Source organism: Candidatus Eisenbacteria bacterium, assembly GCA_016867715.1.
GTDB lineage: Bacteria > Orphanbacterota > Orphanbacteria > Orphanbacterales > Orphanbacteraceae > VGIW01.
The window spans coordinates 29,943-48,059 of the sequence record VGIW01000007.1 but is presented as its reverse complement, the minus strand read 5'-3'; the positions used below and the strand labels follow the sequence as shown (position 1 = coordinate 48,059).

General features: G+C 64.8%; 17 protein-coding genes. 8 read left to right on the top strand and 9 right to left on the bottom strand.

Annotated features, from left to right (window positions below):
• Positions 1 to 135 precede the first annotated feature (135 nt).
• On the top strand, positions 136 to 2,037 hold the full coding sequence (locus FJY73_02780) for an OPT/YSL family transporter (protein MBM3319582.1): 1,902 nt from the start codon (positions 136 to 138) through the stop codon (positions 2,035 to 2,037).
• Positions 2,038 to 2,244: 207 nt separating this feature from the next.
• Here the strand turns inward: FJY73_02780 and FJY73_02775 are convergent, their stop codons facing one another.
• From FJY73_02775 to FJY73_02750, 6 genes are all read right to left on the bottom strand, one after another.
• Positions 2,245 to 3,279 (bottom strand): bifunctional transcriptional activator/DNA repair protein Ada, encoded by a 1,035-nt coding sequence (locus FJY73_02775; GenBank protein ID MBM3319581.1) that lies wholly within the window; start codon positions 3,277 to 3,279, stop codon positions 2,245 to 2,247.
• 180 nt (positions 3,280 to 3,459) lie between these two features.
• Positions 3,460 to 4,248, bottom strand: a complete 789-nt coding sequence (locus FJY73_02770) for a methyltransferase domain-containing protein (GenBank protein MBM3319580.1) — start codon at positions 4,246 to 4,248, stop codon at positions 3,460 to 3,462.
• 10 nt (positions 4,249 to 4,258) lie between these two features.
• Positions 4,259 to 5,473, bottom strand: coding sequence for a glycine C-acetyltransferase (locus FJY73_02765; protein MBM3319579.1), 1,215 nt, complete (start codon positions 5,471 to 5,473; stop codon positions 4,259 to 4,261).
• A gap of 64 nt (positions 5,474 to 5,537) precedes the next feature.
• Positions 5,538 to 5,795, bottom strand: a complete 258-nt coding sequence (locus FJY73_02760; GenBank protein MBM3319578.1) for an acyl carrier protein — start codon at positions 5,793 to 5,795, stop codon at positions 5,538 to 5,540.
• A gap of 52 nt (positions 5,796 to 5,847) precedes the next feature.
• Positions 5,848 to 7,545, bottom strand: coding sequence for an acetate--CoA ligase (gene acsA, locus FJY73_02755; GenBank protein MBM3319577.1), 1,698 nt, complete (start codon positions 7,543 to 7,545; stop codon positions 5,848 to 5,850).
• Between the two features lie 215 nt (positions 7,546 to 7,760).
• On the bottom strand, positions 7,761 to 8,093 hold the full coding sequence (locus FJY73_02750; GenBank protein MBM3319576.1) for a cupin domain-containing protein: 333 nt from the start codon (positions 8,091 to 8,093) through the stop codon (positions 7,761 to 7,763).
• Between the two features lie 138 nt (positions 8,094 to 8,231).
• Here FJY73_02750 and FJY73_02745 point away from each other — a divergent pair, with 138 nt between their 5' ends.
• The 4 genes from FJY73_02745 to FJY73_02730 all read left to right on the top strand — a co-directional run bounded on the left by FJY73_02745 (position 8,232) and on the right by FJY73_02730 (position 12,229).
• Entirely contained in the window at positions 8,232 to 9,359 is a 1,128-nt protein-coding gene (locus FJY73_02745; protein MBM3319575.1) for an alanine dehydrogenase, read from the top strand.
• A gap of 7 nt (positions 9,360 to 9,366) precedes the next feature.
• Positions 9,367 to 10,665 (top strand): acetyl-CoA hydrolase/transferase family protein, encoded by a 1,299-nt coding sequence (locus tag FJY73_02740; GenBank protein MBM3319574.1) that lies wholly within the window; start codon positions 9,367 to 9,369, stop codon positions 10,663 to 10,665.
• Between the two features lie 120 nt (positions 10,666 to 10,785).
• A complete protein-coding gene (locus FJY73_02735; protein MBM3319573.1) occupies positions 10,786 to 11,664 on the top strand; it encodes a fumarate hydratase in 879 nt (292 codons plus the stop codon).
• Positions 11,651 to 12,229: a fumarate hydratase C-terminal domain-containing protein gene (locus FJY73_02730; protein MBM3319572.1), complete on the top strand. Its 579-nt coding sequence runs from the start codon at positions 11,651 to 11,653 to the stop codon at positions 12,227 to 12,229. Before FJY73_02735 ends, FJY73_02730 begins: the two co-directional genes overlap by 14 nt.
• A gap of 87 nt (positions 12,230 to 12,316) precedes the next feature.
• On the opposite strand, the gene FJY73_02725 is transcribed toward FJY73_02730, so the two are convergent.
• The 3 genes from FJY73_02725 to thiD form a co-directional block, all read right to left on the bottom strand.
• Positions 12,317 to 12,826: an RDD family protein gene (locus FJY73_02725; GenBank protein MBM3319571.1), complete on the bottom strand. Its 510-nt coding sequence runs from the start codon at positions 12,824 to 12,826 to the stop codon at positions 12,317 to 12,319.
• Positions 12,827 to 12,883: 57 nt separating this feature from the next.
• Positions 12,884 to 13,432, bottom strand: a complete 549-nt coding sequence (locus FJY73_02720; GenBank protein ID MBM3319570.1) for a flavin reductase — start codon at positions 13,430 to 13,432, stop codon at positions 12,884 to 12,886.
• Positions 13,433 to 13,510: 78 nt separating this feature from the next.
• Positions 13,511 to 14,314 carry a bifunctional hydroxymethylpyrimidine kinase/phosphomethylpyrimidine kinase gene (gene thiD, locus FJY73_02715; GenBank protein MBM3319569.1) on the bottom strand — a complete coding sequence of 268 codons (804 nt, stop codon included), beginning with the start codon at positions 14,312 to 14,314 and terminating at the stop codon, positions 13,511 to 13,513.
• A 171-nt stretch (positions 14,315 to 14,485) separates the two neighbouring features.
• On the opposite strand from thiD, the gene FJY73_02710 reads away from it, so the two are divergent.
• The 3 genes from FJY73_02710 to FJY73_02700 all read left to right on the top strand — a co-directional run bounded on the left by FJY73_02710 (position 14,486) and on the right by FJY73_02700 (position 18,076).
• Complete coding sequence (locus FJY73_02710) at positions 14,486 to 15,796, top strand: deoxyguanosinetriphosphate triphosphohydrolase (protein MBM3319568.1); 1,311 nt, start codon at positions 14,486 to 14,488, stop codon at positions 15,794 to 15,796.
• 88 nt (positions 15,797 to 15,884) lie between these two features.
• Positions 15,885 to 17,297 carry a nodulation protein NfeD gene (locus tag FJY73_02705; GenBank protein ID MBM3319567.1) on the top strand — a complete coding sequence of 471 codons (1,413 nt, stop codon included), beginning with the start codon at positions 15,885 to 15,887 and terminating at the stop codon, positions 17,295 to 17,297.
• A 5-nt stretch (positions 17,298 to 17,302) separates the two neighbouring features.
• Entirely contained in the window at positions 17,303 to 18,076 is a 774-nt protein-coding gene (locus tag FJY73_02700; GenBank protein MBM3319566.1) for a slipin family protein, read from the top strand.
• Positions 18,077 to 18,117 lie beyond the last annotated feature (41 nt).

Here is an 18,117-nt window from a genome sequence, read left to right as displayed (position 1 = left end):
CCCGCCTGGATTCGCGTTGTCGCTTCCAACGCCTTCCCGTTACAATGACCGGAGCCGCGCTCGCGATCGATCGAGCGTGAATCGGCTTGAGAGACCGAATGGCGCGGTTCCGCGGAGCCGCGTCGGGGGAGTCGCATGGCGATCAAGCAGCTGACGGAAGAACAAGTCCGAACATGGACGCTGAAGCAGAAGGACGAGTGGTGGCACCGCGAGGTCTATAAAGGGGACGTTCCGCAGTTCACGTTGCGCGCGGTGATCACCGGAATGCTGCTCGGCGGCGTTCTCTCGCTGACCAACCTCTATGTCGGAGTGCGCACCGGATGGACGCTCGGCGTCGGGATCACCGCGGTCATCCTCGCCTTCGCTCTGCATCGCGCGATCTCGCGCATCTCGGGGCAGAAGGAGTTCCACGTTCTCGAGAACAACATCATGCAGTCGATCGCCACCGCGGCCGGATACATGACCGCGCCGCTCATCGCGAGCCTTCCCGCCTACATGATGGTGACCGGACGGGTGATCCCGATGTGGCACTCCCTCACTTGGATGATCGTGCTCGCGATACTCGGCGTGCTCTTCGCCTTCCCCCTCAAGCGGCGGTTCATCAACGACGAGCAGTTCCCGTTTCCCGAAGGGCGCGCGGCCGGCGTCGTGATGGACACCTTGCACAGTCACAAGGAAACGACCGACGGGATCTCCCAGGAGAAGCTTCTTCTCGCCTTCGCGGGGATCTCCGGAGCGATCAACTTCATCCGGGACGGCGGGCTTTGGATCGCGCTCGGCGCGCGCCGTTTCGGCGAATGGGTGAACAATTACTGGCAGCATTGGGATGACTTCGTCTACTCGTTCACGACCCCGAAGCTTCTCGGAACCCCGCTCCGCGACCTCACGATTCGCTGGGACACAGAGATCGTCATGATCGGCGCGGGCGGGCTGATGGGGATCCGCACCGGCGTTTCGCTCATCATCGGGGCGGTGCTGAACTACTTCATCCTCGCCCCGATCCTCGTCCAGAAGGGGATCATCACGGAGACCGGGTTCCGCGGGATCACGATGTGGTCTCTCTGGGGAGGCGTGGCGATGATGACGACCGCCTCGCTTTTCTCTTTCTTCTCGAAGCCCCAGATGCTCCTCGCCGCGTTCAAGAACATCGGGCGAAAGAAGAGCGCCGAGGCGGAGGCCGATCTTCTCCGAAACATCGAGCTCCCTATGAAGGTCTTCGCGATCGGGATTCCCGTCATCGGGGCGGTGATCGTTCTGATGGGGCTCGCGTTCTTCCAAATCTCCTGGTGGCTCGGGGTCGTCGCGATCCCGCTCGTGTTCGTGTTCACGCTGATCGCGGCCAACGCGACCGGCCTCACTGCGATCACGCCGACGGGCGCGCTCGGCAAGCTCACGCAGCTCACGTACGCGGGCCTCGCGCCGGGGAACGCGCCGACGAACCTCATCACCGCCGGGATCACCGGCGAGGTCGCGGGGCATGCGTCGAACCTCCTCATGAACATCAAGCCGGGCTACATGCTCGGCGGAAAACCGCGTCTTCAGGCGATGGGCCACGTGCTCGGGATCATCGCGGGAGGCTTCGCCTGCACGCCGATCTTCTACTACGCACTCTTCCGCGGGAACATCGAGGTGTTCGGCACGGACCGCCTCCCGATGATCGCGGCGATGATCTGGAAAGCGGTCGCGGAGGTGCTCACGCGAGGTTTCAGCATCCTGCACGTCACCGCGCTCGTCGCCGTCGTGATCGGCGCGACGCTCGGGATTCTCTTCGAGGTGCTGAAGATCACGACGAAGAACCGCTGGCCGATCTCGGGAGTCGGGATGGGGCTCGCGTTCGTGCTTCGCTTCTCCGACTCATGGCTGATGTTTCTCGGGGCGTTCATCTTTTGGCTGCTCGCGCGGCGCTTCACGAACCCGAAGTCGTGGATGAACGTGAACATCGTGGCGAACCAGGAGACGATCTGCGCCGGAGTGATCGCGGGCGGCGCGCTGATCGGCATCGTGATCATGGTGCTCACCGTCGCGCTCAGGGGCTAGCCTATTCCCTCCCCCAGGCCGCCGCGGCGGGCAAGAACGAGCATCGAACGGACAGCCGCCGACACGACCGAGCCGGAGCTCCCCGTCGCGAAGAGCGACGGGGTGGCGAGGAAGCTCCTTCGCGCATGCGGCGCGAAGGAGTGACCCGCCGTCCACCAACGCCACCACGGCGGGTGGCGGCGGCGAGCGTCCGCCGTCGACCGACGATCAGGCCGTCCTCGCTGGGTGAGTTCCCGCGCGCTCGAGATCGAGGAGATATTGCTTTCGTCTGAGACCGCCTCCGTACCCGCCGAGGCGTCCGTCCTTGTTCACCACCCGGTGGCACGGGATCACGATCGCGATCGGGTTTCGACCGTTCGCGCTTCCCACCGCGCGCCGCCCCGCCGGAGAGCCGATCGCGCGGGCAAGGTCGTCGTAAGAGCGCGTCTCGCCGTATGGGATCTTGAGGAGCTCGTCCCAGACTCTCCGTTGGAACGGGGTCCCCGAGCAGACGAGCGGTACTGTGAAGCGGCGCACTTCCCGAGCGAAGTATCCGGAAACCTCTTCGCTCAGCCTCTTCAAGAGATCGGTGGAGCGGGGGACCAGGGGGATGTGGAACGCTCTCCGCGCGGACGCGAGGCGCGGTTCCGCGAGGAAACGATCGGCGAACTCAAGAAGGCAGATTCCGCTCGGGATGGAACCGGCGACGAGCGGCCCGAGAGGACTCGGAAACCACCCGAGCGAGACGCATTCCGACGCACGGCTCCTCCCCGGCGGCTTCCCGAAAACGCGCGCGAACGCGTCCCGGAATCCGCTGTGCGATTCGTATCCGCACTCGAAGACCGCGTCGTCGAGGGCCCCTCCGCCCCGCAAGACACGCTGCGCCTCTCCCATTCGGCGCGATCGAGCAAACGCTTGAAACGTCATCCCATAATGCTTCATAAAATATCTCCGCGCGGTTGAGGGATCGATGCCGCGCTCGTGAAGATCCTCCTCCGTGATTCGACCGGACGGCGCGCGGTCGATTTCCTCGAGGAGAGCCCGAACCCACTCGGGTCGAACGTCGGCGTCCGCCGGCCGGCAGCGCATGCAGGCCCGATAGCCGGCCTTCAAGGCCTCGCGAGCGCTCGGGAAGTACTCGACATTGCGGGGAAGAGGTCTCCGCGCCGGACAGGAGGGGCGGCAGAAGACGCCGGTCGTTCGCACCGCGAGGAAGAAGATCCCGTCGTAGGAGGCGTCGCGCTCGCGGCAGGCCCGCTCCATCTCGCTGATCGGCGGAAGGCGATGCTTCATGTGAAGAGTGTAGCGAACCGCCCGATCCCCGCTCCACCGAAAATCAGGCGTCGAATCCCGCGCACATTCGGCACCTGATACCCGATCTTCCGATGCCTGTCCAGCTGCACGGCGGACTCCTTCCGTGAAATGGGGTATCGAAATGGGGTATCAGGTACCGAATTCACGGCGTGCGAAGAAGCCGAAGGGGGGAGCGGGAGGACGCTCGGGCTTCTGCGCCAGAACCATGATCTCGTACTCGTCCGGATCGATCGGACGCCTCCCCCAGTTTCCCGCGGTTCCGCCCCAGATCTCGAGCACTTCGAGACCGGCCGTTCCGAAGAGGAGAACCAGCTCGGTCGGAACGAAGCCGCGTTCGAAGAGGGAGTACTTCCTCGAGGATCCCGGAGGCAAGCAGTCGGTGCGCTCCGCCAGGGCGATCGGATCGAATTCGGCATCCTCGGCCCCCTCTCCCTTCGCCCTCCGGATCATCCTCATGGCGTTCAAGACGGTGAAGAGGGCGCGGGCGCCGGTCTTCATCGAACCCGCGGCGTTCCGGAGAATCGCGAGCGGTTGGCCGATCGGATCGTCGGCGTCCGTCAGAAGCCCGAAGGCCCCCTCGCAGAGACAGACGACCGCGTCGAACCCGCGCCGGAAGGCGAAGCGCCTCGCGTCCGCATGGACCCAAGCGACCTCGACGCCCGCCGAGGAAGCCCGCTTCCTCGCCTCCGCGAGCATCCCGGACGAGATGTCGAGGCCGGTGACGTCGAACCCCCTCGAGGCGAGCTCGACCGCGTGTCGCCCGGTGCCGCACCCGATGTCCAAGATCGAGTCCCCTCGCGAGAGGCCGAGAGCTTCGATCAGGAAATCGACCTCGGCGAGCGTGTTCTTCGTGAAGACGTTCTCGTCGTACCGCGGGGCGTGATCGTCGAAGAACGCGGCCCACTGGCTCTTTGCCATCCGTCGGTCCTCACCGAATCACGCCGAGCTTCTTCCCGACCTTGATGAACGCATCGACCGCCTTGTCGATGTGCTCCTTCTCGTGAGCCGCGGAGAGCTGCACGCGGATCCTCGCCTTCCCCATCGGAACGACCGGGTGCGAGAAGCCGATGACGTAGATCCCCTCTTGAAGAAGCTCGCGCGCCATATCGTTGGCGAGCTTCGCGTCGCCGAGCATGACCGGAACGATCGGGGTCTCCCCCGGAACGAGACGGAAGCCCGCGGCGTCCATCTTCTCCCGGAAATACCGCGCATTCCATTCGAGCTTGTCGCGGAGCTTCGTCGTCTCGCTCACGAGGTCGATCACTCGGAGCGCGGCCGAAATGATGGGGGGCGGGACGGCGTTCGAGAAGAGATAGGGCCGTCCGCGATTGCGGAGCATCTCGGTCACCTCGCGGGGACCCGCGACGACCCCTCCGCTCGCGCCTCCGAGCGCCTTCCCGAGCGTCGTCGTGATGATGTCGATCCGATCCATCACGCCGAAATGCTCCGGCGTCCCCCGCCCGGTCTTTCCGATGAAGCCGGTCGCGTGGCTGTCGTCCACGAGGACCATCGCCCCGTACCGGTCGGCGAGATCCGCGATCTTGTCGAGCGGCGCAAGGATCCCGTCCATGCTGAAGACGCCGTCCGTCACGATGCAGATGTTCCGGGCGCGAGGCTTCCACATCTCTAGCTTCTTCTCGAGGTGCGCGCAATCGGCGTTCTTGTAGCTGTCCCTCTGAGCCGAACAGAGGCGGATCCCGTCGATCAAGCTCGCGTGGATCAATCGGTCGTTCAGGAGCACGTCCTTCTCGTCGAAGAGGACCTCGAAGATCGCCGCGTTCGCGTCGAAGCACGAGGAGAAGAGGATCGCGTCTTCCTTTCCGAGGTACTCCGCGACCCGCTTCTCGAGCTTGTTGTGAAGGTCCTGCGTGCCGCAGATGAAGCGGACACTGCTCATCCCGTAGCCGCGTTCCTCGAGCCCCTTCTGCGCGGCGGCCGTCACGTCCGGATGGCTCGAAAGCCCGAGGTAATTGTTCGCGCAGAAATTCAGGACCTTCATCGGCTTGGAGCCGCGCGGGTACTCGACGACGATCTCCACGCCCTGCTCGCTGCAAATGTAGCGCTCGTCCTTATAGAGCCCCGCCTCCTCGACCTCTTTCAGCGTGTTTCGGAATTGTTCGCGCACCGCGCTTGTGTATGCCATGCGACCACCTCGCGAAGACCCCGGACGCTCGAGTCGGCCCCGCCGCGCCGGAACAGACTCCTCGCTATTTCTTCTCCGCCAGCTTCTTCCGCACCAGCTCGAGGATGCTGTTCACCGAGTCGAACGCCTCGGTGCTCGCCTCCTCGTCCGTCATCTTGATTCCGAGCTCCACTTCGAGATACATCTTCAAGGAGACCATCGAGAAGGAATCGACGATGCCGCTCGAAATGAGAGGCGTGTCGTCCTTGAGCTCCATGCTGTCGTCCTCAAGATACTCTTCCCGAATGAACTCGATGATCTTCCGCTTCAGGTCGTCGCTCATGTATCCGATCCTCCAGGCTGGGGCCCTCGCGGCGTCCGCCGCCCCATTCCTCCTAGTTGTCGTCCAGCGTCGATAGATCGCCCACTTCTTGGCCGAGCTCCTGCGCCCTCAGAACGCGCCTCATGATCTTCCCCGACCGCGTCTTCGGAAGCTTCTCGACGAACTCGATCTCCTGCGGCATCGCGAGCGGCGAGAGCTTCTTGCGGATGAAGTTCATGATCGACATCTCGAGCTTCTTGCTCGGCTCGAAACCCGCCTTCAAGGCAACGAACGCCTTGACGACCTCCATGTTGACGGGATCCGGCTTTCCGATCGCCGCGCTCTCGGCCACCGCCTCGTGCTCGAGGAGCGCGCTCTCGATCTCGAACGGCCCCACGAGATGCCCCGCGGTGTTGATCACGTCGTCGTCGCGCCCCATGAACCAGTAGAATCCGTCCTCGTCGATCCGGGCGCGGTCTCCGGTGAGGTACCACCCGTTCTTGAACTTGCTCTCGTAGGCGCTCGGGTTGCGCCAGTAGGTCCGGAACATCGACGGCCACGGAGGCTTCAGCGCGAGCAATCCCTGCTTGTTCGGCTCGCGGATCTCCGTGAAATCGTGGGCGAGAACCGCCGCCGTTACTCCGGGGAACGGCTTTCCCATGCTCCCCGGGCGAATCTCCAACCCCGGCACGTTCGTCACCTGGATGCACCCCGTCTCGGTCTGCCACCAGGTGTCGTGGAAGGGAAGCCCGTAGACGCGCTCGCTCCAAACGACCGCTTCAGGGTTCAAGGGCTCGCCGACGCTGCACAAGTGGCGAAGTGAAGAAAGATCGTACTGCTTCGTCTTCGCCTCCCCCTCTTTCATCAGCATCCGGATGGCGGTCGGAGCGCTGTACCAGACGGTGATCTTCTGATCCTGAATCGCGCGGTACCACCGGTCGATGATGAACCCCGCCTCGAGAACGTACTGCGTCGCGCCGATCGCCCACGGCCCGATGATCCCGTAGCTCGTTCCGGTCACCCAGCCGGGATCCGCGGTGCACCAGTAGATATCCCCGTCCTTGATGTCGAGCACCCACTTCGAGGTGAGCGCTTGGGCGGGAAGAGACCCGTGGACGTGAAGCGCGCCCTTCGGCATGCCGGTCGTTCCCGACGTGTAGTGCAGGATCGACGGGGTCTCCGGATCGGCCGGATAACACGCGAACGACTCGACCGGCTTCGCCGTCTCCAGCCCGAAGGCGGTCTCTCCCTCTTGAAACGACAGATCGCCCGGATCGCTGACGATCACGTGCCGGAGGGACGGACAACGCTCCCGAATCTTTCGCACACGAAAGGTCAGCTTCCGGCAGGTCAGAATCGCGCTCGTCTCGGCGTTCGAGAGCCGCTTTTCGAGCGCGTCTTCTCCGAACGCGGAGAAGAGAGGCTGCATGATGAGCCCCGCCTTCAGGCCTCCCAGCATCCCGATGTAGAGCTCCGGAACGCGCTCCAGAAAGACCGCCACGCGATCGCCCGGCCGGAGACCGAGGCCGGAGAGATGCTTCGCGTAGGCGTTCGAGTAGACGCGAAGATCGTTGAAGGTGAAGCGCGCGACCCTGCCGTCCACCGCCTCCCAGACGAGCGCGGTCTTCTCGCCCATCCCGAGATCGCAGATCCGGTCCGAGCAGTACCACCCGATGTTGTGCGAATCTTCCGGAAAATCGAGTTCCTTGCGCGCGTCGCTCCAGGAGAAGCTCAGCCGGCGCTCTTCCGGATTCCCGATGTTGCTCGGCATATCGATTCCCTCTTGCTGCAGGTTCTGTTTCGACCGAATGGATGGCCGCGAGGCGCGGCGATGTCCGCCGAGGTCGACCTCGCATTATAGACGTCTTTCCGCCCGCGGGGAAGAGCGGAACTCCCCGAGCGGCCGACCGGCGATCGCCGGGACCGTTCTCGGCGTCCGGCGCAACCCATTGCGCGGAATCACGATAGGCGGGTCCTCTGCCTGAGTCAATCCGTGTGCGGGACCACGCAGACGAACTCGAGCGGTTCCTCCCCGCGATTCTCGAAGTGATGCTGCTCGTTCGGCGCGACATAGACGGTGTCGCCCGCCCCGATCGGGGCCGGCCCCTCTTTCGTCACGACGGCGCCCCGCCCTCTCGCCACGTACACTTCGTGCTCCCACGCATGCGCGTGGTCCGCGGTCGAACACCCGGGGGCGACATCGAAGTAGCGCATCACGAAGTTCGGCGCCCCCTCGTCCCTGCCGATCGCGACCCGGATCCGGACGCCCGCCATCCCGGCGTCCTTCGGCTCGATGTGATGAACATTTCGTACTCTCATTGTTGACCTCCATAACGATCTCGGCGCGCTTCCTCCCGCTTCGCCTCTCTGAGCGCGCCGGGCTCGGACCAAGGTTACCTCTTGTCGCCGCTTCCCGCTCGCGATACGATTCTCGGGTTGCGTGAGGAGGAAGATGACATGGTTATCGGAGTACCGCGTGAGACGAGCCGCCACGAGCACCGGGTGGGGCTCAACCCGTTCGGCGTCGCCCGCCTAACAGATTGCGGCAGCGTAGTTTACATCGAGCGAGGAGCTGGGAAGGCCGCGCATTTCAGCGACGAGGACTACGCCGACGCGGGCGGCCGGATCGTCTACGGCCCCGAGGAGATCTACAACCGCGCGGACCTCGTCTGTCGTTTCGGCGCCCTCTCCCTCGAGGAGGTCGGCCTTCTCAAGGAAGAGAGCGTCCTCTGCGCGTTCCACCATCTTGCGGTCGCCCCGCGCGAGCTCGTGGAGAAGCTGATCGAGGCGCGGGCCACCCTGATCGGCTACGAGATCATCCGCGGCCCGGACGGAGATCTCTCCGCCCTTCTCCCGCTGAGCGAGCTGGCCGGGCAGATGGCGGTGGATACGGCGGCGCAGCTTCTCCGCTACGAGCCGGGGGGGAGAGGAATTCTCCTCGGGAGTGCGCCGGGTCTACCGCCGGCCACCGTCGTCATTCTCGGCGCGGGCACCGTCGGGGTCACCGCGGCCCGGCACGCCGTGGCGCGCGGCGCGCAAGTCATCCTCATCGACCAGGACATCCGCAAGCTCAGAAGGGCCGCGCGCCTGCTCGGCAGTCAGGTGATGACCGCCGTCGGCGGCGTCGCGAGGCTCGAGCGCTACACCGCGATCGCCGATGTTCTGATCGGCGCGGTTCTCATCCCGGGAGGCCGGTCTCCGCTTCTCGTCACGGATGCGATGGTTCGAGCGATGAAGCCGGGAAGCGTGATCATCGACGTGTCGATCGATCAGGGCGGCTGCGTCGAAACGAGCCGGCCGACCACTCCCGAGGATCCGACCTACCGCGTGCACGACGTCGTGCACTGTTGCATTCCCAACATGACCTCCGACATTCCCCGGACCGCCACGCGCGCCATGGCGGACGGCGCGTTGCCCTTCATCTTGAAGATCGCGGAAAAAGGACTAGAGAGAGCGCTCCTGGAGGATCCCGGCCTCGCGGGGGGCACGTACATGTACAAGGGGCAGATGGTCAACGCCCGCGCTGGAGAGGCCCTCGGAATCCCGCAGGTTTCGCTGGCGGAAATCCTCCGGAAGGAAAGCTAGAAGGATCATGAACTGGCTCGACGATTACAAGTCCAAGTTATGCTCGGCGACGGACGCCGCGAAGTTGGTCAAGAGCGGGAATCGGGTCTACTACGGGGGAAACGCGGCCATTCCGATCTCCCTCGTGGAGGCCCTCGCGGAGCGCTACGAGGAGCTCGAGAACGTCCAGCTCAATCACGTGTTGCTTCTCGGGGAAGACCCTCTTTCCCGCCCCGAGATGGAAGGGCATTTCCGGCACAATTCCCTCTTCGTGGGCCCCGCGGACCGCAAGGCGGTCAACGAGGGACGCGCCGACTACATGCCGATCTTCCTCTACATGATCCCGCGGCTTTTCCGCGAGGGAATCGTTCCTCTTGATATCGCAATGGTTCAGGTCTCTCCTCCCGATCTCCACGGCTTCATGAGCCTCGGCGTGGAGACCCTCGCGACCAAGACGGCCTGCCAACACGCGAAGAAGGTGGTCGTGGAGGTGAACGATCGGATGCCGCGCATCCTCGGCGACTCGTTCATCCACGTCCGCCAGACGCACGGGATCGTCGAGGTGAGCCGTCCTCTCCCCAATTTGAAATCGAAACCGTCGACGGACGTCGAGCTCTCGATCGGCAGACACATCGTGCGCCTCATCGACAGCGGATCGACGATCCAGATGGGGATCGGGGGGATTCCGGATGCGGTCTACGCCTCGATGGAAGGGGTCGCCGACCTCGGCATCCATACCGAGATGATCTCCGACGGGGCGATGCGCGCCATCCAGAGCGGGATCGTGACGGGCGCCAAGAAGACGCTCCATCCGGGCAAGGTCATCATCACGTTCGCGCTCGGGAGCCAAGAGCTCTACGAATACCTCGACAACAACCCGTTCATCGAGGCGCACCCGGTCGAGTACGTGAACGACCCCTTCATCATCAGCCAGAACGATAACCTCGTGGCGATCAACTCGGCGATCGAGGTGGATCTCACCGGCCAGGTTTGTTCCGACTCGATCGGCTGGAAGGTGTACTCGGGTTTCGGGGGACAGGTCGACTTCATCCGCGGGGCGGCCCGCTCGAAGAACGGAAAGCCGATCATCGCGCTCCCGGCCACGGCGAAGAACGGCGAGCGTTCCCGGATCACGCCCTTCCTGCAGATGGGGGCCGGCGTCGTGACGAGCCGGGCCGATGTTCACTACGTCGTCACCGAGTACGGGGTCGCGCAGCTCTTCGGGAAGAACCTCCGGGAGCGGGCGGAGGCTCTCATCGGCATCGCGGCTCCTCAGTTCCGCGACGAACTTCTGAAGTCGGCGAAGGAACGCAAGCTCATCCCGTAGGACGATCCCGCCCGCGTCGGGCGGGGAGACGCCCCGCCGGCCTCTCCCGCTCGCCGAAGGCCCGCGCGATTTCTCGTTTCGACGGAAGATGTGTTTCGTTTCTTCCGACAGAGGTGGTGCATGAACGACAAACTGGTCGAACAGCTCTTCACGCTGATCCGGAGCGCCTCCACCGACCTTCCCTCGGACGTGGAGAAGGCGCTTCGGGGCGCGGAGAAGATGGAGCCGCCGGGAGGCACGGCGGCGAACACCTTCGCGGCGATTCTCGACAACGTTCGGATGGCGCGCGAGAACGCGACCCCGATTTGCCAAGACACGGGCTCTCTCGTCTTCTATGTCCATCACCCGGTGGGGGCGGACACGATCGCTTTCCGGAAGGCGATCGAGACCGCCGCGGAGAAGGCGACGAAGGAGGTCCTTCTTCGGCCGAACGCGGTCGATCCCGTGACCGGGAAGAACTCGGGGACCAACATCGGGACGAACGCCCCGTACGCGTCGTTCAAGGCGTGGGAGAAGAGCGAGACCTTGGTGAGGCTGATGCTGAAGGGGGGCGGAAGCGAGAACGTCGGGACGCAGTACAAGCTCCCGGAGGGCGCGCTCGGAGCCGGCCGCGACCTCAAGGGGGTGCGGAAGGTCGTGCTCGACGCCGTGTTCAAAGCGCAGGGAATGGGATGCGCCCCGGGCGTCGTCGGGATCGGGATCGGCGGAGATCGCTCGACCTCTTATCTTCTCTCGAAGGAGCAGTTCTTCCGCCGCCTCGGGTCGAAGAACGAGGATCCGATCCTCGACGCCTTCGAGAAGGAGCTTCACGCCGATCTGAACAAGCTCGGGATCGGTCCGATGGGGTTCGGCGGAAAGACGACGGTGCTCGGCGTGTTCGCCGCTAAGCAGCACCGTCATCCGGCCACATTCTATGTCGCCGTTTCCTATATGTGCTGGGCGTGCCGGCGCAAGGAGATGACGTTGAGAAACGGAGAGGCGGTCTATGCTGAGGCTTGAAATCCCGATCCCGGAGAAGAAGATCCGCGAGCTGAAGGCGGGGGACACGGTCCTCTTGAGCGGGATCGTCGTCCTCGCGCGGGACGCCGGACACAAACTGATGGTGGAAGAGCGGCCTCATTTTCTCGACGATTTGCTCCGCGAGGGAGTCATCTATCATTGCGGACCGGTCGTGAGGAAGGAAGGAAGCAAGTGGACGTTCGTCGCCGCGGGACCGACCACGAGCGCCCGCGAGGAGCCGTATCAGGCGAAGGTGATCGAGAGTTACACGGTGCGCGGCGTGATCGGGAAGGGCGGCATGGGCGAGTCGACCAAGGAAGCGTGCCGGAAGTTCGGCGCCGTCTACTTCCACGCGGTGGGCGGCTGCGGCACATCGATCGCCCAATCGGTGAAGGAAGTCGTCGACGTCCACAAGCTCGAGGAGTTCGGGACGCCCGAGGCGTTCTGGGTGATTCGCGTCGAGGACTTCCCGGTGATCGTCACGATCGATTCGCACGGCACAAGCATTCACGAGAAGGTGCGGGACGAATCGAAGAAGGCGTTCGAGGAGCTCTTGAAGAAGTAGGAACGGCTGCCGCGAAGTCGCGGGCGAGGGAGCGACGCGTCCCTCGCCCTTCTTCTTTCCGGGAAGGGTCTCTTCCGCCCTCGGGGATCAGCCCTCCGACTCGACGACCAGCGTCCCTGCGATACGATCGCCGTAACGGCGGCCGTCGCGATCCGTGAGAACGAGCCCGGTCTCGATGATGAGGATCACGATCGACGCGGCGGGCGCGAGCACGAGCCCGAGAACGGGGATCACGAGAAGAAGGAGCGGAACCGCGAAGATGACGTTTCGGCGCGCCGAGATGGCAAACGTGACCGGCGATCCGGCCAGCACAACCGGCCGGATGCGCATCGCCTTCTTCCCGAGACTGCGGCGGTCGAGGATCCCGCTCGAGAAACCGTCGCGGAGAAGCATGTAGGCCGACCCCGCCAGCCATCCGATCGCAGGGATCATCCCGAGAAGAAACCCGATGAACCAATCGATGAAGAAGGCGCCCGCCCGCTTGGCTCGATCCGCAGGGACGAGCCTGCGGTCGAGAGGCGGCTCCTCGCGGCCTGCATGCGGCTCTCCGCTCGTCGGCGATCCCGGCGGCCGGTTGTTTTTCACTCTCTCTTCCATTCCTCGCTCCTTGCTTGGCGTCCGTCCGTCGGCCGCTCCGATCGGCGGACTCGGCGGTTATTCCTTCGCGGGCGGCTCCGGTGAACGGAATCGATCCGTTCCGAACACCGCGACGATCTCACCGTAGTAGATTCGGTGATAATCTCGCTCGGGATACTTCTCCTCGATCTCGGGGACGAGAAAACAAGCCGGATCCATGTCTTGCCAGTACATCTTCACGCACTCGACGACGAGTTCCGCCTCGGCGAACGATGGAGCGGCCACGCGCGAGGACGGGACGGGCGTCAGGCTCGTCCGCGCGATCTTGTCGCCATCGCGGCCCGATGAGGTTCCGAGAAGCCAGACGTCGTTCCGATGCTCCTCGGGAAAGGCAGAGAGCGTGAAGCCGGCGTGGCGGTTCATGAACTCGAACGTGTGGCGCGTGGGGCGGACGACCACTTGAGCGAACGGCTTCGACCACATCGTGCCGAAACTCCCCCAACCAACCGCCATCGCGTTGTAGTCGCCCTTCGAGAAATCCCCCACGGCGAGCAAAAGCCACTGGGAGTCCCAGAGATGGTGCGATCGGACCAGAAAATCCCCGATCGCGATCGCCCGCCGGTTCATGTGCGCCCCCCGGGGATATCGACTTGATACGTGAAAGATCTCCCTCGCGCGGAAATCCCTTCCGACCTGCCGGTTCGTTCAGGCATCAATCGTCCACTCCGGCAACAGATAGAGCGGGTTCGTCGGGCCGTTGCCTCGTCCGACCTCGATGCCGCGGCGTATCGCTTCCGTGATGAAGACCTTCGCGTTTCGCGCGGCGCGCGGCACCGACTCGCCGAGAGCGAGCCTCGCGGCGAGAGCCGACGCGAAGGTGCATCCCGTTCCGTGCACACAGCGGGTCACAAGACGAGGCGCCCGGAACTCGAGAAACGTACGGCCGTCGTAGAGGACGTCCACGGCTTCCTTCCCCTCGCCGTGCCCTCCCTTGACCAGCACCCAGCGGCTCCCGAGATCGCGGATCCGCCGCGCCGCCTCGCGGATCTCCTCGCTCGTCTCGACCCGCATGTCCGCGAGCACCGACGCCTCGTGCAGGTTCGGCGTCGTCACGGTTGCGAGAGGAAGGAGCCGGGCGATCAGCTCCGGGAAAGCTCCCTCCCGCATGAGCGCCGCCCGGCTCGCCGCGATCATCACCGGATCGACGACGATCGGACGCTCCCCCGCGCGCCCAAGTTCCTCCGCGGCGCACGCGACGATCTCCGCGGAAGCGAGCATCCCGGTCTTCACGGCGGCGATGTCGAAATCGTCGAAGAGCGCGCGGATCTGCGCGCGGATGTTCGAGACCGGCACATCGTGGATATCCGTGACCCCGGTCGTGTTTTGCGCCGTGACCGAGGTGATCACGGTGGTCCCGTAAACCCCCATCGCGGCGAACGCCTTGAGATCCGCTTGGATCCCCGCGCCGGCGCCAGAATCGGATCCGGCGATCGTCATCACCTGCTTCATCGGTCGCTCCCGCCCGCGCAGTATAGCGGAAGCGGGGTCTCTTCGCACCGCATTCCGGAAGCGGAGACGGCGATCGTCTCTCGGCTGCCGACGAATGGCGCCTTGCCGTGCGGTCCGAAGACCGATAGACTCGGGGCGCTCGCGGGAGGGCAGAGCTTCATGAAGAAAGCGATGCGTTGGGAACGGCTTCTCGCCGAGGAACGGCTCGGCGGAGGCCGCTCGCCGTCCGGGGACGCGCGAAGCGGGTTCCAGAGGGATTACGATCGCATCGTCTTCTCTTCCGCGTTCCGGAGGCTGCACGACAAAACGCAGGTCTTCCCGATGCCGGAGAACGACCACGTCCACTCCCGCCTCACGCACAGCCTCGAGGTGAGCTGCGTGGGGAGAAGCCTCGGCACCCTCGTCGGGGCGCGCCTCGCCGAGAAGCACGGCCTCGGCCCGATCGCGGCTCCCCGCGATTTCGGGGACATCGTCGCCGCCGCGTGCTTGGCGCACGACATCGGGAACCCTCCCTTCGGCCATTCGGGAGAGGACGCGATCCGCACGTGGTTCCGGGATCCGGAGCGGTTCCGGAACGCGCGCCTCGCGGACGCGGAAAGTGAAGACTTCAAGCGTTTCGAAGGGAACGCGCAGGGACTTCGCGTTCTCACGCGTCTTCAGATGGCGAGGGGGCGGGGCGGCCTGCGTCTTACCTACGCCGCCCTCGGCGCGTTCTGCAAGTATCCGCGGGAATCGCTTCTCGAGGAGGACCCGGGGCCCCGCCGGAGCGCGCGGAAGTTCGGCGTCTTCCAAAGCGAGAAGGAGATCTTCCGGACGGCGGCGGACGCGCTCGGGCTCCTTCCCCTCTCGGAGAAGAGCGCGTGGTGGTGCCGCCATCCTCTCGCCTTCCTCGTCGAGGCGGCCGACGACATCTGCTACCAGATCCTCGATCTCGAGGACGGGTTTCGCCTCGGAAAGATCCGCTACGATGACGCGCGCGATCTTCTGGAGGCGATCGCGGGAGAAGGCGAGAGCCCATCTCCCGCGGACCGGGACGATGAGAAATCGGTCGTCGGTTATCTCCGCGCCCGCTCGATCGACGTCTTGGTTCGCGAGGCGGCGGATCTCTTCCTTCGCGAGGAGGCGGGGATTCTGGAGGGCGCGTTCGATCGAGCCTTGGTGGACGCGATCCCGTCCAAAGAGAAGATCGACGCGATCACCGCTCTCGTTGCGCGCCGGTGCTACCAGTGCGAGGAAGTGCTGGAGATCGAGATCGCCGGCTACGAGGCGATCGGCGCGCTGCTCGATCGGCTCGTCGGCGCCGCGCTCCGGCCCGCGCATCCCGAGTACGAACGGATCCGCGCCTGGATGCCGGAGCTCTTCCCGGAATCGGCGAGCGACTACGAGAAGATCCTCCGCGTGACCGATTTCGTCTCCGGCATGACCGACGGCTACGCGGTCTCCCTCTTCCGCCGTCTGTCCGGAATCTCTCTTCCGCGGTGAGACGGCGTTCGAGGATTCGGGCGAGGCGCGGGAGCCCCGAAGACGGTCCCGATCTCGCTTCTTGCGGCACGTCCGGCCGAGGATTACTATGGAGAGCGGATCGACCGACGGAAAGCGAGAAGGACGCATGCAGTTCTTGACGAACCGGTCCGCCCGCGCCGCCGCGTGCGCGATTCTGTTTCTCGCGGGGCTCGTTCTTCTTCCCCTCCCGGGCGTTCCCTCGGAGGACGATTCCCTCACCGACGCGGCTTCTCCCTCCGGCCGCCCGCCGCGGGTGCTTTGGGTTCCGTTCCAGGGCGTGATCGGAACCGTCGCTTCGAGCTTTCTCGTCGACGCGATCGACGAAGCCGAGAAGCGCTCCGCGGACGCCGTCGTGATCGAGCTCGACACGCCGGGCGGGCTCGACACGGCGATGCGCGACATCGTGAAGCGGATTCTCTCGAGCGAGGTTCCGGTCATCGTCTATGTTTCCCCGAGCGGATCGAGAGCGGCCTCGGCCGGCGCCTTCATCGCGATGGCCGCGCACGCCGTCGCGATGGCCCCCGGAACGAACATCGGAGCCGCGCATCCGGTGAACATCGGCGGCGCCCAAATGGACTCCACCCTCTCCGACAAGGCGACGAACGACGCGGTGGCGTATCTCCGGAGCATCGCCGAGGAGAAGGGCCGCGACCCGGAATGGGCGGAGCGAGCGGTGCGCGCGAGCGAATCGACCCCGGCGAACGAGGCGGTCGCGATCGGAATCGCCGATTGCGTCGCCGCGAGCCGCGCGGAGCTCTTCGAGAAGCTCGACGGCATGGAGGTCCGCGATTCGGAGGGCGAAGCCCTCGTGCTCTCGCTGCGGGACCCCGACGTCGAGGAGTTCTCGATGAGCCGGCGCTATCGCTTCCTCGCCTTTCTGAACGATCCCACGGTCGCCTACATCCTCCTCCTTCTCGGTTTCTACGGTTTGTTCTTCGAGATCTCCTCTCCTGGAACGGTCTTCCCGGGCGTGGTCGGAGCGATCTGTCTGGTGCTCGCTCTCTTCGCGCTAAAAAGTTTCTCCATCAACTACACGGGGCTTCTTCTCATGATTCTCGGCGTCGGTTTCTTCGTGGCGGAGCTGTTCACCCCGAGCTTTGGAGTGCTGACCGCGGGCGGTGTCGCGGCCCTCGTCTTGGGGTCGGTTCTCCTCTTCCGCTCTCCGGCTCCGTTCCTGCGCGTTTCGCTCGCGGTGGTTCTCCCGGCGGTGGCGGTGACCGTCGCGTTCTTCGTCTTCGCCCTCGCGATGGCCTTCCGGACGAGGCGGAAGAAGCCGACGACCGGGCGGCGCGGCCTCGTCGGGGAGATCGGCGTCGCCCGCACCGAGATCGCGCCGAAGGGGACCGTGTTCGTCGCGGGCGCGCACTGGTCGGCCGTGTCGGATCGGCCGGTTGCGGCCGGAACGAGGATCGTCATCGAAAAGGTGGACGGTTTGGTTCTCGAGGTCCGTCCGGCGGACCAGGAAAGAAAGGACGGGTAGACGTGATGTACGGCCCCTCTCTCAGCATCGTCTTGATCCTCCTCCTCATGCTCTTCGGAAGCGCCGTCCGCGTTCTTCGCGAATACGAGCGCGGCGTCGTCTTTCGGCTCGGACGCCTCGTCGGCTCGAAAGGCCCAGGCCTTGTCCTTCTCGTCCCGATCATCGACCGGATGGTGAAGGTGTCGCTCCGCGTGCTCGCGATGGATGTCCCCCCGCAGGACGTGATCACACGCGACAACGTGAGCGTCAAGGTGAACGCCGTCCTCTACTTCCAGGTGATGGACGCCCAGAAGGCGATCGTCGCGGTGGAGAAGTTCCTCTACGCGACGTCGCAGATGGCGCAGACGACGCTCCGGAGCGTGCTCGGAGAACATGAGCTGGACGACCTTCTCGCGAACCGAGAGAAGATCAACCAGCAGCTTCAACAGATCCTCGATGAGAGAACCGATCCTTGGGGGATCAAGGTCGTGGCGGTCGAGGTGAAGGACGTCGACTTGCCTCAGGAGATGCAGCGGGCGATCGCCCGACAGGCGGAGGCGGAGCGGGAGCGCCGCGCGAAGGTGATTCACGCGGAAGGCGAGTTCCAGGCGGCCGGGAAGCTCACGGAGGCCGCTCATACGATCGCCGCGGAGCCGGTGGCGATCCAGCTCCGCTACCTGCAAACGCTGACCGAGATCTCGGCGGAGAAGAACTCGACGATCCTGTTCCCGATTCCGATCGAGCTCTTGCGCGGCATGATCGATAGCATGGACCGCTCGGGACGAGCCCCGAAGGGGTAGTCTCGGATATGGAAAGATGGTGACAGACACCGTCTCGGAGG

Coding starts and splice junctions, on each gene's coding strand:
- FJY73_02700 (MBM3319566.1), top strand. CDS start 17,303: ATGTACGGCCCCTCTCTCAGCATCGTCTTGATCCTCCTCCTCATGCTC.
- FJY73_02770 (MBM3319580.1), bottom strand. CDS start 4,248: ATGGCAAAGAGCCAGTGGGCCGCGTTCTTCGACGATCACGCCCCGCGG.
- FJY73_02730 (MBM3319572.1), top strand. CDS start 11,651: ATGCTGAGGCTTGAAATCCCGATCCCGGAGAAGAAGATCCGCGAGCTG.
- FJY73_02705 (MBM3319567.1), top strand. CDS start 15,885: ATGGAGAGCGGATCGACCGACGGAAAGCGAGAAGGACGCATGCAGTTC.
- FJY73_02760 (MBM3319578.1), bottom strand. CDS start 5,795: ATGAGCGACGACCTGAAGCGGAAGATCATCGAGTTCATTCGGGAAGAG.
- FJY73_02780 (MBM3319582.1), top strand. CDS start 136: ATGGCGATCAAGCAGCTGACGGAAGAACAAGTCCGAACATGGACGCTG.
- acsA (MBM3319577.1), bottom strand. CDS start 7,545: ATGCCGAGCAACATCGGGAATCCGGAAGAGCGCCGGCTGAGCTTCTCC.
- FJY73_02735 (MBM3319573.1), top strand. CDS start 10,786: ATGAACGACAAACTGGTCGAACAGCTCTTCACGCTGATCCGGAGCGCC.
- FJY73_02725 (MBM3319571.1), bottom strand. CDS start 12,826: ATGGAAGAGAGAGTGAAAAACAACCGGCCGCCGGGATCGCCGACGAGC.
- FJY73_02750 (MBM3319576.1), bottom strand. CDS start 8,093: ATGAGAGTACGAAATGTTCATCACATCGAGCCGAAGGACGCCGGGATG.
- FJY73_02775 (MBM3319581.1), bottom strand. CDS start 3,279: ATGGAGCGGGCCTGCCGCGAGCGCGACGCCTCCTACGACGGGATCTTC.
- FJY73_02710 (MBM3319568.1), top strand. CDS start 14,486: ATGCGTTGGGAACGGCTTCTCGCCGAGGAACGGCTCGGCGGAGGCCGC.
- thiD (MBM3319569.1), bottom strand. CDS start 14,314: ATGAAGCAGGTGATGACGATCGCCGGATCCGATTCTGGCGCCGGCGCG.
- FJY73_02720 (MBM3319570.1), bottom strand. CDS start 13,432: ATGAACCGGCGGGCGATCGCGATCGGGGATTTTCTGGTCCGATCGCAC.
- FJY73_02740 (MBM3319574.1), top strand. CDS start 9,367: ATGAACTGGCTCGACGATTACAAGTCCAAGTTATGCTCGGCGACGGAC.
- FJY73_02745 (MBM3319575.1), top strand. CDS start 8,232: ATGGTTATCGGAGTACCGCGTGAGACGAGCCGCCACGAGCACCGGGTG.
- FJY73_02765 (MBM3319579.1), bottom strand. CDS start 5,473: ATGGCATACACAAGCGCGGTGCGCGAACAATTCCGAAACACGCTGAAA.